This is a genomic window from Pseudomonas mercuritolerans (assembly GCF_025706525.1).
Taxonomy (GTDB): Bacteria; Pseudomonadota; Gammaproteobacteria; order Pseudomonadales; family Pseudomonadaceae; genus Aquipseudomonas; species Aquipseudomonas mercuritolerans.
Map to the genome: position 1 here is coordinate 97,037 of NZ_JAMSHA010000010.1, position 16,242 is coordinate 113,278.

The 16,242-nt window shown below is 61.4% G+C and carries 15 protein-coding genes; 6 read left to right on the plus strand and 9 right to left on the minus strand.

From position 1 onward, the window contains the following. Window positions 1-44 precede the first annotated feature (44 nt). The 5 genes from rng to mreB form a co-directional block, all read right to left on the minus strand. On the minus strand, window positions 45-1,502 hold the full coding sequence (rng, locus tag ND528_RS24870; protein WP_016771696.1) for a ribonuclease G: 1,458 nt from the start codon (window positions 1,500-1,502) through the stop codon (window positions 45-47). A 58-nt stretch (window positions 1,503-1,560) separates the two neighbouring features. Then, window positions 1,561-2,157, minus strand: a complete 597-nt coding sequence (locus ND528_RS24875) for a Maf family protein (RefSeq protein WP_212615318.1) — start codon at window positions 2,155-2,157, stop codon at window positions 1,561-1,563. A gap of 37 nt (window positions 2,158-2,194) precedes the next feature. Then, complete coding sequence (gene mreD, locus ND528_RS24880; protein WP_042608773.1) at window positions 2,195-2,686, minus strand: rod shape-determining protein MreD; 492 nt, start codon at window positions 2,684-2,686, stop codon at window positions 2,195-2,197. Further along, window positions 2,686-3,801, minus strand: coding sequence for a rod shape-determining protein MreC (gene mreC / locus ND528_RS24885; RefSeq protein ID WP_263471489.1), 1,116 nt, complete (start codon window positions 3,799-3,801; stop codon window positions 2,686-2,688). The genes mreD and mreC overlap by 1 nt, the downstream gene beginning before the upstream one ends. Before the next feature lie 140 nt (window positions 3,802-3,941). Further along, on the minus strand, window positions 3,942-4,979 hold the full coding sequence (mreB, locus tag ND528_RS24890) for a rod shape-determining protein MreB (protein WP_002555108.1): 1,038 nt from the start codon (window positions 4,977-4,979) through the stop codon (window positions 3,942-3,944). Window positions 4,980-5,190: 211 nt separating this feature from the next. Between mreB and gatC the strand changes: the two genes are divergently transcribed. From gatC to ND528_RS24920, 6 genes are all read left to right on the plus strand, one after another. Next, complete coding sequence (gene gatC / locus ND528_RS24895) at window positions 5,191-5,478, plus strand: Asp-tRNA(Asn)/Glu-tRNA(Gln) amidotransferase subunit GatC (RefSeq protein WP_024011606.1); 288 nt, start codon at window positions 5,191-5,193, stop codon at window positions 5,476-5,478. Between the two features lie 16 nt (window positions 5,479-5,494). Continuing rightward, on the plus strand, window positions 5,495-6,946 hold the full coding sequence (gene gatA, locus ND528_RS24900; RefSeq protein WP_263471433.1) for an Asp-tRNA(Asn)/Glu-tRNA(Gln) amidotransferase subunit GatA: 1,452 nt from the start codon (window positions 5,495-5,497) through the stop codon (window positions 6,944-6,946). Window positions 6,947-6,956: 10 nt separating this feature from the next. Next, window positions 6,957-8,402: an Asp-tRNA(Asn)/Glu-tRNA(Gln) amidotransferase subunit GatB gene (gene gatB / locus ND528_RS24905; RefSeq protein WP_263471434.1), complete on the plus strand. Its 1,446-nt coding sequence runs from the start codon at window positions 6,957-6,959 to the stop codon at window positions 8,400-8,402. 99 nt (window positions 8,403-8,501) lie between these two features. Next, window positions 8,502-8,873, plus strand: a complete 372-nt coding sequence (locus ND528_RS24910; protein ID WP_024011604.1) for a septal ring lytic transglycosylase RlpA family protein — start codon at window positions 8,502-8,504, stop codon at window positions 8,871-8,873. A gap of 97 nt (window positions 8,874-8,970) precedes the next feature. Then, complete coding sequence (locus tag ND528_RS24915) at window positions 8,971-9,981, plus strand: calcium/sodium antiporter (RefSeq protein ID WP_408005063.1); 1,011 nt, start codon at window positions 8,971-8,973, stop codon at window positions 9,979-9,981. Next, window positions 9,978-10,355 (plus strand): carboxymuconolactone decarboxylase family protein, encoded by a 378-nt coding sequence (locus ND528_RS24920; protein ID WP_263471435.1) that lies wholly within the window; start codon window positions 9,978-9,980, stop codon window positions 10,353-10,355. Before ND528_RS24915 ends, ND528_RS24920 begins: the two co-directional genes overlap by 4 nt. A gap of 84 nt (window positions 10,356-10,439) precedes the next feature. On the opposite strand, the gene ND528_RS24925 is transcribed toward ND528_RS24920, so the two are convergent. From ND528_RS24925 to ND528_RS24940, 4 genes are all read right to left on the minus strand, one after another. Beyond that, a complete protein-coding gene (locus tag ND528_RS24925) occupies window positions 10,440-11,381 on the minus strand; it encodes an AEC family transporter (protein WP_016770674.1) in 942 nt (313 codons plus the stop codon). Between the two features lie 284 nt (window positions 11,382-11,665). Next, on the minus strand, window positions 11,666-13,219 hold the full coding sequence (garD, locus tag ND528_RS24930; RefSeq protein WP_137215506.1) for a galactarate dehydratase: 1,554 nt from the start codon (window positions 13,217-13,219) through the stop codon (window positions 11,666-11,668). A gap of 11 nt (window positions 13,220-13,230) precedes the next feature. Continuing rightward, a complete protein-coding gene (locus ND528_RS24935; RefSeq protein ID WP_133334710.1) occupies window positions 13,231-14,592 on the minus strand; it encodes an MFS transporter in 1,362 nt (453 codons plus the stop codon). A gap of 178 nt (window positions 14,593-14,770) precedes the next feature. Continuing rightward, entirely contained in the window at window positions 14,771-16,216 is a 1,446-nt protein-coding gene (locus ND528_RS24940; protein ID WP_137215508.1) for an aldehyde dehydrogenase family protein, read from the minus strand. Between the last annotated feature and the right edge of the window lie 26 nt (window positions 16,217-16,242).

Consider the following 16,242-nt stretch of genomic DNA (forward strand, 5'->3'; position numbering starts at 1 on the left):
AAAAGCTGAGGCCAGCCGCGTTGAATGAGTGGTGATGCAGGGCTTCAGAGCAGCACCACGTCATATTGTTCCTGGGAATACATGGTTTCCACCTGGAAGCGTATGGTGCGGCCGATAAAGCCTTCAAGCTCGGCGACGTTACCGGACTCTTCATCGAGCAGACGATCGACTACTTTCTGGTTGGCCAGCACCCGATAACCCTCGGCCTGATAGGCCCGCGCCTCGCGCAGAATCTCGCGGAAGATCTCGTAACAGATGGTTTCAGCGGTTTTCAGCTTGCCGCGTCCCTGGCAACTGCTGCACGGTTCGCACAGCACCTGTTCGAGACTTTCACGGGTGCGCTTGCGGGTCATCTGCACCAGGCCCAGCTCGGTAATGCCGATGATGTTGGTCTTGGCGTGATCGCGCTCCAGCTGTTTCTCCAGAGTGCGCAGGACCTGACGCTGGTGCTCTTCATCTTCCATGTCGATGAAGTCGATGATGATGATCCCGCCGAGATTGCGCAGGCGCATCTGCCGGGCGATCGCCGTGGCCGCTTCGAGATTGGTCTTGAAAATGGTTTCTTCGAGATTGCGATGACCGACGAACGCCCCGGTGTTGACGTCAATGGTGGTCATGGCTTCCGCCGGATCGATCACCAGATACCCCCCGGACTTCAGCGGCACCTTGCGCTCCAGCGCGCGCTGGATTTCGTCTTCGACGCCGTACAGATCGAAGATCGGCCGCTCGCCCGGATAGTGTTCCAGACGATCGGCGATTTCCGGCATCAGTTCGGCGACGAATTGCGTGGTTTTCTGGAAGGTTTCCCGCGAGTCGATGCGGATCTTCTCGATCTTCGGATTGACCAGATCACGCAGGGTGCGCAGGGCCAGGCCGAGGTCTTCGTAGATCACGCTGGGCGCGGCGATGGTCTTGATTTGCTCGTTGATCTGGTCCCATAGGCGCCGCAGGTAGCGGATGTCCATCAAGATTTCATCAGCGCCCGCGCCTTCAGCGGCTGTACGCAGAATGAAACCGCCGGCCTCCTTGATGCCTTCTTTGGCCACGCAATCGCTGACCACCTGCTTGAGACGCTCGCGCTCGGCTTCGTCTTCGATCTTCAGGGAAATTCCAACGTGGGCAGTGCGCGGCATGTACACCAGATAACGCGAAGGAATCGACAGTTGCGTGGTCAGGCGTGCGCCTTTGGAGCCGATCGGGTCTTTGGTGACTTGCACCACCAGGCTCTGACCCTCGTGCACCAGCGAACTGATGCTTTCCACTGCCGGGCCTTCGCGCAGGGAGATTTCGGCGGCGTGAATGAAAGCCGCACGATCGAGGCCGATGTCGACAAATGCCGCCTGCATGCCCGGCAGGACGCGGACGATCTTGCCTTTATAGATGTTGCCGACGATCCCGCGTTTCTGCGTGCGCTCGACGTGGACTTCTTGCAGCACACCGTTTTCGACCACCGCCACGCGCGATTCCATCGGCGTGATGTTGATCAGAATCTCTTCACTCATGGCAGGATCTCGTTCAGGCATGTTCACGATAGTGGCCGCATCTGGATTCGTACGACGCTCAGGGCGTGTTCAGGTTTTGCCAACAGGGTATGCCGAAATGGCCCAACACCTCGCAGGTTTCGCACAACGGCAGGCCGACCACCGCCGAATAGCTGCCGTCGAGCCCGGCGACAAACACCGCCCCCAGGCCCTGAATGCCATAGCCGCCGGCCTTGTCGCGCGGTTCGCCACTGGCCCAGTAGGCGCCGGCCTCTTCGCGGCTGATGCTGCGAAAACGCACGCGACTGCGCACCACCCGCGACTCGCAGCGCTCACCTTCAAGCACGGCGATGGCGGTCAGCACTTCGTGTTCGTTGCCGGACAACATCATCAGCATGGCGCATGCATCGGCTTCGTCCACCGGTTTGCCAAGTATTTTGCCGTCGAGTACCACAGCGGTGTCGGCGCCAAGCACGCAGAACGGCTGGTCAGAGACGACCGAGCGGCGCCCGGCCTCAGCCTTGCCACGCGCGAGGCGCTCGACATAGGCCGATGGGGATTCTTCAGAAAGCGGGGTTTCGTCGATGTCCGCGCTGATGGCAGAGAAATGCACGCCGATCTGCGTGAGCAATTCACGGCGGCGCGGTGAGCCGGAGGCGAGGTAAAGCAGTTTCATCAAAACATCTCCCTGTTCAGTGCCCTGCTTCACCGGCTCAATAAATTCTGTAGCGTCGGCACATCCCGCGTAGGGCGAAGCTGACCCACGGCCAGAGCAAGGCGCTGACCAGCGCCGGCAAGACCAGCGCCAGGGTTGGCTGACGGTTGCCGGTCAGAGCGCTGAGCCACAGTTGCGCCAATTGTGCGAGGCCGAAGATCACCAGGATCACCAGACACTGCTGCCACATCGGGAACATGCGCAGACGCTGCTGCAACGACAACACGAGGAAGGTAATCAGGGTCAGGATCAGCGCGTTCTGCCCGAGCAGGTCCCCCTGCAGAACATCTTCGGCCAGCCCCAGACAGAACGCCGTGACCATGCCGACCGTGTGCGGCATGTACAGCGCCCAAAACGTCACGAGCAAGGCCAGCCACAGCGGGCGCAGGATTTCCATAAAGATCGGCAACGGTGAAACGCTGAGCAGGATGCCGACGAAGAACGTCAGCCAGATCATCCAGCCGTTTGCAGATTTTTTCGCGCCGACCATTACTCTCGTCCCCCGGTAGTCGCTGGCGGTTTCGCCGGTGGTTTGCTCGCGGCCGGCGGTTTGGCAGCGGCCGGAGCGGCAGCGGGCGGCTTGCTCGCGGCGGGCTTGGCAGGCGTGGTGGCAGGCGTGGTGGCAGGCGCCGCTGCTTCAGCGGCCGGCGCTGCGGCAGCGGTCGACGGCGTGGCAGGCATGATCAACGGTTTCGGCACGCTGGCCGGCAACATCGGGCCGCCGCCGTGGGCATCGAGCTGTTCCTGGGCCTGGGCGGCGTCATTGGCGCGTTCCTCGGCGGTGCGGCTATCGCTGAACACCAGCAGCAGGTAGCGGCTGCGGTTCAGGGCGGCGGTAGGTACCGCACGGACAATGGCGAACGGTTGGCCGGAGTCGTGGATGACTTCTTTTACCGTCGCCACCGGATAACCGGCCGGGAATCGCTGGCCAAGACCGGAGCTGACCAGCAGATCGCCTTCCTTGATGTCCGCCGTGTCGGCGACATGACGCAATTCCAGGCGTTCCGGGTTGCCGGTGCCGCTGGCAATCGCGCGCAGACCGTTACGGTTCACCTGCACGGGAATGCTGTGAGTGGTGTCGGTCAGCAGCAGGACACGCGAGGTGTAAGGCATCAATTCGACCACCTGGCCCATCAGCCCGCGCGCATCAAGCACCGGTTGGCCGAGCACCACGCCGTCGCGCTCACCTTTGTTGATGATGATGCGATGGGTGAAGGGGTTGGGGTCCATGCCGATCAACTCGGCCACTTCGACCTTTTCATTGACCAATGCGGAGGAATTGAGCAACTCGCGCAGCCGAACGTTCTGCTCTGTCAGGGCCGCGAGCTTTTGCATGCGTCCCTGCAACAGCAGGTTTTCGGTCTTGAGTTTTTCGTTTTCGGCGACGAGCTCGGTGCGGCTGCCGAACTGACTGGCGACCCCTTCCCACAAGCGGCCGGGCAGGTCCGTGATCCAGTAGGCATCCATGAGCACCAGCGACGCTTGCTTGCGCGCGGGCTTGAGCAGGTCGAAACGTGCATCGACCACCATCAGTGCGACCGCAAGCACGGCCAGCACCAACAGGCGCACGCCCAACGAAGGGCCTTTGGTGAAAAGCGGTTTAATAAGCCGCTCCTCCCAGGCAAATGTTCTGTTTATTCATACGGCATCAAACCGGCCTGGATGAAGACTGACAGAAGATAAACGCCAACAGGCAGCACTGCAAAGTGCTGCCTGTGCGTTCACCCACGTATTGCATTCGAAGCTTATTCGCTCGAAAGCAGATCCATGGTGTGCTTATCCATCATTTCCAGCGCACGGCCCCCGCCGCGAGCGACACAGGTCAGCGGGTCTTCGGCAACGATCACCGGCAGACCGGTTTCCTGGGCCAGCAACTTGTCGAGGTCACGCAGCAGCGCGCCACCACCGGTCAGCACCAGGCCACGCTCGGCGATGTCGGAAGCCAGTTCCGGCGGCGATTGCTCCAGCGCGCTTTTCACCGCCTGAACGATGGTGGCCAGCGACTCTTGCAGAGCCTCGAGCACTTCGTTGGAGTTCAGGGTGAATGCGCGTGGAACGCCTTCGGCCAAGTTGCGACCGCGAACATCGACTTCGCGCACTTCGCCGCCCGGGTAGGCAGTACCGATTTCCTGCTTGATGCGCTCGGCGGTGGATTCACCGATCAGGCTGCCGTAGTTGCGGCGCACGTAGGTGATGATCGCTTCGTCGAAACGGTCGCCGCCGACACGTACGGATTCGGCGTAAACCACACCGTTGAGGGAGATCAGGGCGATTTCAGTGGTACCACCGCCGATGTCCACGACCATCGAACCGCGCGCTTCTTCAACCGGCAGGCCGGCACCGATCGCAGCAGCCATCGGCTCTTCGATCAGAAACACTTCGCGGGCACCGGCGCCAAGGGCCGATTCACGGATGGCGCGACGCTCAACCTGGGTGGACTTGCATGGAACGCAGATCAGCACACGAGGGCTGGGCTGCAGGAAACTGTTTTCGTGAACCTTGTTGATAAAGTACTGCAGCATCTTTTCGCAGACGCTGAAGTCGGCGATCACGCCGTCCTTCATCGGACGAATGGCGGCAATGTTGCCCGGCGTACGGCCGAGCATGCGCTTGGCCTCGGTGCCGACAGCGACGACACTTTTCTGGTTACCGTGTGTCCGAATGGCCACAACCGATGGCTCATTCAGGACGATACCGCGCTCGCGCACGTAAATAAGGGTGTTGGCAGTGCCCAGGTCAATGGAAAGATCGCTGGAAAACATGCCACGCAGTTTCTTGAACATGGGAAAGGGACCCTAGGCAACGCGTGGGTAAAAAAGTGCGGCAAACTCTAACAACGACAGGGATTTTGGGCAAGGCGCCAATATGTTAAATTGGCCGCTTTTCTGTGCACCAAGCCCCACAATCGCGGCCTTATGACCGTAGAAGTGCGGTAGTGTTCCGACAATCTAACACACGGACGCCGTCCGTTCTGTTTTCCACTGGAGAATCCCGATGGCGCTAGAACGCTCCGACGTGGAAAAAATCGCGCATCTGGCCTGCCTTGGCCTCAACGATGCCGATCTTCCGCACATTACTTCCGCCCTCAACAGCATTCTCGGGCTGGTCGACGAAATGCAGGCCGTTGATACCGACGGTATCGAGCCGCTGGCCCACCCCCTGGAAGCCAGTCAGCGCCTGCGCGCCGACGTGGTGACCGAGACGAATAATCGCGAGGCCTACCAGTCCATCGCACCAGCGGTCGAAAACGGCCTGTATCTGGTTCCGAAAGTCATCGACTAAAGGGAAAGAGCCTGCAATGCATCAAATGACTCTGGCCGAGATCGCCCGCGGTCTCGCCGATAAAAAGTTTTCCTCCGAAGAGCTGACCAAAGTCCTGCTGGCGCGTATTACCCAGCTCGATCCGCAGCTCAACAGTTTCATCAGCCTCACCGAGGATCTGGCCGTCGAGCAGGCGAAAGCCGCCGATGCACGCCGGGCCAATGGTGAGAGCAGCGCCCTGCTCGGCGCGCCGATCGCCCACAAGGATCTGTTCTGCACCCAGGGCATCCGCACCAGTTGCGGCTCGAGGATGCTCGACAACTTCAAGGCTCCCTACGACGCCACCGTGGTCGCGAAACTGGCCGCTGCCGGCGCTGTGACTCTGGGCAAGACCAACATGGACGAATTCGCCATGGGTTCGGCCAACGAGTCGAGCTGGTACGGCGCAGTGAAAAACCCGTGGAATCTGGAACACGTACCGGGCGGTTCGTCCGGCGGCTCGGCGGCGGCGGTTGCTGCTCGTTTGTTGCCAGCGGCCACGGCCACCGACACCGGCGGTTCGATCCGTCAGCCGGCGGCGTTCACCAACCTCACCGGCCTGAAGCCGACCTACGGTCGCGTTTCGCGCTGGGGCATGATTGCCTACGCTTCCAGCCTCGATCAGGGCGGCCCGTTGGCGCGCACGGCCGAAGACTGCGCGATCCTGCTGCAAGGCATGGCCGGCTTCGACCCGAACGACTCCACCAGCATCGATGAGCCGGTTCCGGATTACTCCGCCAGCCTCGGCGAGTCGCTGCAAGGCCTGCGCATCGGCGTGCCGAAGGAATACTTCAGCGCCGGTCTCGACCCGCGCATTGCCGAGCTGATCCAGAACAGCATCCAGCAGTTGCAGAAGCTCGGTGCGGTGATCAAGGAAATCAGCCTGCCGAACATGCAGCACGCGATCCCGGCTTATTACGTGATCGCCCCGGCAGAGGCCTCCTCGAACCTGTCGCGTTTCGACGGCGTGCGTTTCGGCCATCGCTGCGAAAACCCGGAAAACCTCATCGACCTGTACAAGCGTTCCCGTGGCGAAGGCTTCGGCGCGGAAGTGCAGCGCCGGATCATGGTCGGTGCCTACGCGTTGTCCGCCGGTTACTACGACGCCTACTACCTGAAAGCGCAGAAGATTCGTCGCCTGGTGAAGAACGATTTCATGGCTGCCTTCAATGAAGTCGACATCATCCTCGGCCCGACCACGCCGAACCCGGCCTGGAAGCTTGGCGCGAAGAACAGCGACCCGGTCGCTGCCTATCTGGAAGACGTCTACACCATCACCGCCAACCTCGCCGGCCTGCCGGGCCTGTCGATGCCGGCCGGTTTTGTCGATGGTCTGCCGGTGGGCGTGCAGTTGCTCGCGCCGTATTTCCAGGAAGGCCGTTTGCTCAACGTTGCGCACCAGTATCAGCTCAACACTGACTGGCACACCCGCACCCCAACCGGCTTCTGAGGAGACACACATGCAATGGGAAGTCGTGATCGGGCTGGAGATTCACACTCAGCTCACCACCCGGTCGAAAATCTTTTCCGGTAGTTCCACCACCTTCGGTTCCGAGCCGAACACCCAGGCCAGCCTGATCGACCTGGGCATGCCCGGTGTGCTGCCGGTGCTCAACCAGGAAGCGGTGCGCATGGCGGTGATGTTCGGTCTGGCGATTGACGCCGAGATCGGCCAGCACAACGTGTTCGCCCGCAAGAACTACTTCTACCCGGACCTGCCGAAGGGCTACCAGATCAGCCAGATGGAGTTGCCGATCGTTGGCAAGGGCCACCTGGACATCGCCCTGGAAGACGGCACGGTCAAACGCGTCGGCATCACCCGCGCGCACCTGGAAGAAGACGCCGGCAAGAGCCTGCACGAAGAATTCAACGGTGCCACCGGCATCGACCTGAACCGTGCCGGCACGCCGCTGCTGGAAATCGTGTCCGAGCCGGACATGCGCAGCGCCAAGGAAGCCGTGGCTTACGTCAAGGCCATCCACGCGCTGGTGCGCTACCTGGGTATCTGCGACGGCAACATGGCCGAAGGCTCGCTGCGTTGCGACTGCAACGTCTCGGTGCGCCCGAAAGGCCAGGTTGAGTTCGGCACTCGCTGCGAGATCAAGAACGTCAACTCGTTCCGCTTCATCGAGAAGGCAATCAACTCCGAGATCCAGCGTCAGATCGAGCTGATCGAGGACGGCGGCAAAGTGATCCAGCAGACTCGCCTGTACGACCCAAACAAGGATGAGACCCGTCCGATGCGTTCGAAAGAGGAAGCCAACGACTACCGTTACTTCCCTGATCCGGACCTGCTACCGGTGGTCATCGAAGAGTCGTTCCTCGGTGAAGTGCGTTCCACCCTGCCGGAACTGCCACCGCAAAAGCGCGAGCGCTTCCAGAGCCAGTTCGGTCTGTCGGCCTACGACGCCAACGTGCTGGCCACCAGCCGTGAACAGGCGGATTACTTCGAGAAAGTCGCAGCCATCGGTGGCGACGCGAAACTGGCGGCGAACTGGGTGATGGTCGAGTTGGGCAGCCTGCTCAACAAGCAGGGCCTGGACATCGAGGATTCGCCGGTTTCCGCCGAGCAACTGGGCGGCATGCTGCAGCGCATCAAGGACAACACCATCTCCGGCAAGATCGCCAAGGTGGTGTTCGAAGCGATGGCCAACGGCGAAGGCAGTGCTGACGAGATCATCGAGAAGCGCGGCCTCAAGCAAGTCACCGACACCGGCGCGATCTCCGCCGTGCTCGATGAAATGCTCGCGGCCAACGCCGAACAGGTCGAACAGTACCGCGCGGCAGACGAAGCCAAACGCGGCAAGATGTTCGGCTTCTTCGTCGGCCAGGCCATGAAAGCCTCGAAAGGCAAGGCCAACCCGCAGCAGGTGAACGAACTGCTGAAAAGCAAGCTCGAAGGCTGACCACCAATGGAGCCGGATGCAAAGCCTGGCTCCATCCCCTGTGGGATTGATCTTCTGTGGCAGAAGATCAGTCCCACATTTGTATTCGGGAAACCTTGAATGAAGCGTCTGTTGCTGAGCAGCGCCCTGCTCTCTCTGCTGGCCGGTTGCGCCAGTACCGACACCATCGACCCGCACGGTTACGACCAGACCGGCGTCGCCTCCTACTATGGAGCCAAACATCACGGTAAGCGCACCGCCAGCGGCGAAGCGTTCAACCAGCATTCCCTGACCGCCGCCCACCGCCAGTTGCCGTTCGGCACGCGGGTGAAGGTCACCAACCTGAAAAACGATGAATCAGTCGTGGTCCGCATCAATGACCGTGGCCCGCACACCCGTGGCCGGCTGATCGATCTGTCACGCGAGGCCGCCGATGAGATCGGCATGCTGCGCAGCGGCACCGCACGGGTTCGCGTGCAGGCCCTCGACTGATGGAGCGCCGACCATTTTCGGACTAGCCGATCTGCCGCTGATCAACGTCATCGAATTGCTCAGCGGCCTGGTTCTTTTGCTCATCGGCGCCGAGCTGATGGTGCGCGCCGCCGTGCGTCTGGCCGAGCGCCTGCATGTGCGTCCGTTGATCATCGGCCTGACCATCGTCGCCCTCGGCAGCAGCGCGCCGCAAATGACCGTGAGCCTGCAAGCGGCGTTGACCGACAACCCGGACATCGCCGTCGGCAGCGTGGTCGGCAGCGGCATATTCAATATCCTCGTAACCCTTGGCCTGTCGGCACTGATCATTCCGCTGCGCGTGTCGCGGCAGTTGGTGCGTCTGGATATCCCGCTGATGATCGGCGCCAGCCTGCTGGTATTCATCCTCGCCTGGAATAAAGACCTCGGGCGTTTCGACGGCGTCCTGCTGCTCGGGGCCTTGGCGCTGTACCTCGGCTTGCTGTTGCGTCAGTCGCGACATTCGACTCGCCCCCATACCGAACGCTCGCAGGATACGCAGCAATCCTGGCTGATCAGTGTGCTGATGATTCTCGCTGGCCTGGCCATGCTGGTGTTCGCCGGGCGTCTGCTGCTCGGCGCCGCCGTGGTCGTGGCCACCGACTTGGGCCTGTCCGAACGGGTCATCGGCCTGACCGTGGTCGCGGTCGGCACTTCGCTGCCGGAACTGGCGACTTCGCTGATCGCTGCGTTGCGCGGCCAGCGCGACATTGCCGTGGGCAATGTGATTGGCGCCAACCTGTTCAACCTGCTCGGGGTGCTGGGGCTGACCGCGCTACTCGCACCGACGCCGCTTTCCGTTTCCCCGAATGCGCTGGATTTCGACTTGCCGGTGATGCTCGGCGTCGCGGCGCTGTGCTTGCCGGTGTTCTATTCCGGCTATCGCGTGACCCGGGCCGAAGGCTTGCTGCTGCTTGGTTTGTATCTGGTCTACGGGCTGCATGTGGTGTCGTTCACCACTGGTATGCCGCTGGCCGGCAAACTCGAGCGCTTGATGCTGTTTTATGTCCTGCCAGCGCTGCTGACGTTTCTGCTGTTCACGTCGATCCGCGCCTGGCGTCGCCAACACCACAAGAGAGATGTGCCATGAGCGAGTCGAAGCAGTCCGGGGTTGAAATCCGTCGTCAGGTCATGGGCGATGCGTTCGTTGATCGCGCCCTGGGCAACGCCACCGAGTTCACCCAGCCGTTGCAGGATTTCGTCAATGAACACGCCTGGGGCGGGGTGTGGAATCGTGAGGGGCTGCCGCTGAAAACCCGCAGCCTGATCACCCTCGCCGCGCTGACCGCGTTGAAGTGCCCGCAGGAGTTGAAAGGCCATGTGCGCGGTGCGCTGAACAACGGCTGCACGGTGGAAGAGATTCGCGAGGCGCTGCTGCATTGCGCGGTGTATGCCGGCGTACCGGCGGCGATCGATGCGTTTCGCGCGGCGCAGGAAGTGATCGATACCTACCAGAAAAGCTAAAAGATCGCAGCCTTCGGCAGCTCCTACAGGAGACCGCATTTCCATGTAGGAGCTGCCGAAGGCTGCGATCTTTTGATCTTGCCTTTAGATCCACCCACCCCACTGCAACACAAAGATCCCGACATTGGTGGTAATCGCCGCCATCAACGTGGTCATCACGATGATCGCCGCTGCCAGCTCATGATTGCCCTGCGCTGCCCGGGCCATGACGAAACTTGCCGCCGCCGTCGGGCTGCCAAAGTAGAGAAACAGAATCCCCAGCTCCGCCCCGCGAAAGCCCCACAGCCAAGCGCCCACGGTTGCCAGTAACGGCAGACCGACCATCTTCACCAGGCTGGAACTGAGCGCCATCTTGCCGCTCTTGCGCAACGCCGCCAGCGACAGCGTGCCGCCGATACAGATCAGCGCCAGCGGCAAAGTGGTCTGCGCCAGATACTGGCCGGAGGTTTCCAGCCAGCCCGGCAAACCGATCTTGAAATAAGCGAATGGCGCCGCCGAAATCACGCTGATGATCAGCGGGTTGCTGAACACGCTTTTGCAGATGCTCCACGGATCGGACTTGATCACCGGGCTGTACACCGCCAACACGATGGTCGACAGCGTGTTGTAGAACAGGATCACCAGCGCCGCGAGAATTGCCCCGAGGGAAATGCCGTAATCGCCGTACATGCTCGCCGCGAGCGCCAGACCGATCACGCCGTTGTTGCCACGAAACGCGCCCTGGGTGTAGATGCCGCGATCTTCCCGCGGACATTTGAAAATCGCCCAGCCCCAGGCCACGGCGAAACTCACCAGGGTGGCAAGGGAGAAGTAGATAAGCAGCGAAGGTTGCAGGGCGGCGTGCAGGTCGGCGTGGAGAATGCCGAGGAACAGCAGCGCCGGCATGGTCACGTTGAACACCAGCGACGAGGCGGTGTGGATGAAGTTGTCGTTGATCCAGTCGATGCGCTTGAGCAGCACACCGAGAAACAGCATGGCAAACACCGGCGCGGTGATGTTCAGGGTTTCAAGAAAGATTGCCAGCATGCCGGAGAGCCTTGGGTGAGCGTCGATAGGGGGCTAATGATAAGCCACTTTCACCCTGATCGTTCCCACGCTCTGCGTGGGAATGCAGCCCCGGGACGCTCTGCGTCCCAAAGCGTGACGCGGAGCGTCACATGAGGCATTCCCACGCAGAGCGTGGGAACGATCACAGGCACCGCAAGTCCTTCGGCGTCTGGCAGATCGCATTCGCGAGCAGGCTCGCTCCCACATTTGCAATGCATATCCCTGTGGGAGCGAGCCTGCTCGCGAAGAACGATGACGCGGTCTCAGGTAATCGGCGCCGGGTTGAACAGGGTGATGTCGTTATGCAGCTTGTGCTTTTCCGCCCAGGTCTGTTGCTTGCCACTGGCAACATCCAGGTAATAGTGAAACAACTCCCAGCCGAGTTCTTCGATGGTCGCGCGTCCGGTAGCGATACGCCCGGCATCAATGTCGATCAGATCTGGCCAGCGCTGCGCCAGTTCGGTCCGCGTCGACACCTTGACCACTGGCGCCATGGCCAACCCATAAGGCGTGCCGCGACCGGTGGTGAACACGTGCAGGTTCATCCCCGCCGCCAGTTGCAACGTACCGCAGACAAAATCGCTGGCCGGCGTCGCGCAGAAAATCAGGCCCTTGTGCTTGAAACGCTCGCCCGGGCCAAGCACGCCGTTGATCGCGCTGCTGCCCGATTTGACGATCGAACCCAGCGACTTCTCGACAATGTTCGACAACCCGCCCTTCTTGTTGCCCGGCGTGGTGTTGGCGCTGCGATCGGCTTCGCCCTTGGCCAGGTAACGATCGTACCAGTCCATCTCGCGCACCAGCTCTTCGGCGACGGTTTGCGTTTGCGCCCGCGACGTCAGCAGATAGATCGCATCGCGCACTTCGGTGACTTCGGAAAACATCACCGTCGCCCCCGCACGCAACAGCAAGTCCGAGGCATAACCCAGCGCCGGGTTGGCGGTGATGCCGGAGAACGCGTCGCTGCCGCCGCACTGCATACCGAGAATCAGCTCGGAGGCCGGCACGGTTTCGCGGCGGCGCTGGTCGAGTTTCTTCAAACGCACTTCGGCCAGTTCCATGATCTGTTCGATCATTTCGGTAAAACCGTGACTGGAATCCTGCAAGCGGTACAGCCACGGATCGCTGAGATCCACCGAGGCATCGTCCTCGTGCATCACCTGCCCGGCCTGCAATTTCTCGCAGCCCAGACCGATCACCAGCGCCTCGCCACCCAGGTTCGGGTTGCGCGCAAGATTGCGCACGGTACGAATCGGGATATAGGCGTCGGTGGCGGTGATCGCCACACCGCAGCCATAGCTGTGGGTCAGCGCCACCACGTCATCGACGTGCGGGTACTTCGGCAGCAGCTCTTCCTTGATGCGCTTGACCGCGTGATCGAGCACGCCGGTGACGCACTGCACGGTCGTAGTGATGCCGAGAATGTTGCGCGTGCCGACGGTGCCGTCGGCGTTGCGATAGCCCTCGAACGTGAAGCCTTCCAGCGGTGCCTGCGCGTCCGGCACCTCGGTGGACAGCGGCAGGCTGTCCAGCGGCGGCGCGGTGGGCATGCGCAGTTGATCTTCCTTGACCCAACTGCCGCGACGGATCGGCTGCAAGGCGTAGCCGATGATCTGCCCGTAACGAATCACCGGGCCGCCTTCGGGAATATCCTCCAGAGTGACCTTGTGGCTCTGCGGCACGAAATCCAGCGTGACCAGGCCGTCGGCGAACTCGGTACCGGCCGGTACGCCCTGATCGTTGACCACCACTACAACGTTGTCCCGCTCGTGCAGGCGGATGTAGCGCGGCGAGTCGGAATGTTCAATCAACTGCATGACGCCGCTCCTCAGGAATGCGCTTGAGACAAATTGCCGGTGGCTTCATTGCCGCCCTTGGCTGGCGGCTCTTTCAAGACCACACGCTTGATCGGGCCGACGATCACCAGATAGCTGAACACCGCGACCAGTGCGTTGGCGCCGACAAACACCAGCGCCCACTTGAACGAGCCAGTGGAGCTGATGATGTAGCCAATGACGATCGGCGTGGTGATCGAAGCGATGTTGCCAAAGGTGTTGAACAGGCCACCGCTCAGACCGGCGATCTGTTTCGGCGAAGTGTCGGAGACCACCGCCCAGCCCAGTGCGCCAACGCCTTTGCCGAAGAATGCCAGAGCCATGAAGCCCACGACCATCCATTCCACTTCAACATAGTTGCACGCGACGATGCTGCTCGACACCAGCAGGCCGGCGATGATCGGCGCCTTGCGGGCGAAGGTCAGCGAGTGGCCCTTGCGCAGCAGGTAGTCGGAAATCACCCCGCCAAGCACGCCGCCGATAAAGCCGCAGATCGCCGGCAACGAAGCGATGAAACCGGCCTTGAGAATGGTCATGCCACGCTCTTGCACCAGATACACCGGGAACCAGGTCAGGAAGAAATAGGTGATGCCGTTGATGCAGTACTGGCCCAGATACACGCCAAGCATCATGCGGTTGGTCAGCAGTTGACGGATGTAATCCCACTTCGGACCGTCGGACTTCTTGCCCTTCTGATCCATGTCGACCATGCCGCCGTTTTCAGCGATGTGCTTGAACTCGGCCTCGTTGACCCGTGGGTGCTCGCGCGGGCTGTAGATGACTTTCAGCCACACCAGCGAGAACACGATACCGAGAATACCCATGACGATGAACACGTGCTCCCAGCCGAAGCTGTAGACGATCCAGCCCATCAGCGGCGCGAACAACACGGTGGCAAAGTACTGCGCCGAGTTGAAGATCGCCGAAGCGGTGCCGCGTTCAGCGGTCGGGAACCACGCCGCCACGATGCGAGCGTTGCCGGGGAACGATGGCGCTTCGGCCAGGCCCACCAGAAAGCGCAACATGAACAGCGCAACCACTGCCGTGGACATGCCGAATTCACCGACAAAGCCTTGCAGCACGGTGAACAGCGACCAGGTGAAAATGCTCAGGGCATAGACTTTTTTCGAGCCGAAACGATCGAGCAGCCAGCCACCGGGAATTTGCCCGGCGACGTAGGCCCAACCGAATGCGGAGAAGATGTAGCCGAGGGTAACGGCGTCGATGCCAAGATCCTTTTGCAGGCTGGAGCCGGCAATGGCGATCGTGGCACGGTCGGCGTAGTTGATCGTGGTCACCAGAAACAGCATGAGCAGGATCAAATAGCGGACGTGAGTCGGCTTGGAGGATTGCATGCAGATGTACTCCCACTGATTATTTTTATGCGGGGTGAAGCTTCTTTGGTCTTGCATCTATTCCCTGTAGGAGCTGCCGAAGGCTCGGGCCGCGATCGGACGATCTTTTGATCCTGATCTTAAAAACAGGATCAAAAGATCGCAGCCTTCGGCAGCTCCTACAGGGGTATTGCGTGTATCAGGAGCCTACGTAGGCGGTTTTCACCACGGTGTAGAACTCTTGTGCATATCGGCCTTGCTCGCGGGAGCCGTAGGACGAGCCTTTACGCCCGCCGAACGGTACGTGGTAATCCACACCGGCGGTCGGCAGATTGACCATCACCATCCCGGCCTGGGAGTGGCGCTTGAAGTGGTTGGCGTACTTCAGCGACGTGGTGGCGATGCCGGCCGACAAGCCGAATTCGGTGTCGTTGGCCATTGCCAGCGCGGCTTCGTAATCGGCCACACGAACAATGTTGGCCACCGGGCCGAAGATCTCTTCGCGGCTGATGCGCATCGACGCTTCGCTGTCGGCGAACAGGGTTGGCGCGAGGAAGTAGCCCTCGGTGTCGCAAGTCACCACACCGCCGCCGCTGACCAGACGCGCACCTTCGGACTGACCGATGTCGATGTACTTCATGTCCTGTTCAAGCTGCGCCTGGGAAACCACCGGACCGATGTCGGTGCCGGCCTTCAGCGCGTGGCCGACCTTGATCGACTTCATGCGCTCGGCCATCGCTTCAACGAACTTGTCGTGGATGCCAGCGGTGACGATCAGACGGCTCGACGCTGTGCAGCGCTGGCCGGTGGAGTAGAACGCGCTCTGCACCGACAGCTCGACCGCTTGCTTGAGGTCGGCGTCGTCGAGAATGATCTGCGGGTTCTTGCCGCCCATTTCCAGCTGCACCTTGGCCTGGCGCGAAACGCAGTTGACCGCGATCTGACGACCCACGCCCACCGAACCGGTGAAGCTGATGCCGTCGACTTTCGGGCTGTTGACCAACGCCTCGCCAACCACGCGACCGCTGCCCATTACCAAGTTGAACACACCGGCCGGGAAGCCCGCGCGGGAGATGATTTCCGCCAGCGCCCAGGCGCAGCCCGGCACCAGATCGGCAGGCTTGAGCACGACGCAGTTGCCGTAGGCCAGGGCCGGGGCGATTTTCCACGCCGGGATGGCGATCGGGAAGTTCCACGGGGTGATCAGACCGACCACGCCCAGCGCTTCGCGAGTGACTTCGACGTTGACGCCCGGGCGTACCGACGGCACGTAGTCACCGGACAGGCGAAGGCATTCACCGGCGAAGAACTTGAAAATGTTGCCGGCGCGGGTCACTTCACCGATCGCTTCCGGCAGGGTCTTGCCCTCTTCACGGGCCAACAGCGTGCCGAGCTCTTCGCGACGGGCGAGGATCTCGCTGCCGACTTTATCCAGCGAATCGTGACGGGCCTGAATGCCCGAAGTGGAGTACGCCGGGAACGCAGCGCGAGCAGCGTCGATGGCGGCGTTGACCTGGGTCAGGTCAGCCTTGGCGTAGTCGCCGATGGTGTCGCTGAGTTCGGACGGGTTGATGTTGGCCGAGTAATCGGCACCGGCGACCCATTCGCCATTGATGTAGTTGTCGTAGCGTTTTGCAGTTGTCACAGGGCAGCCCTCAACTCTAAAAGCCT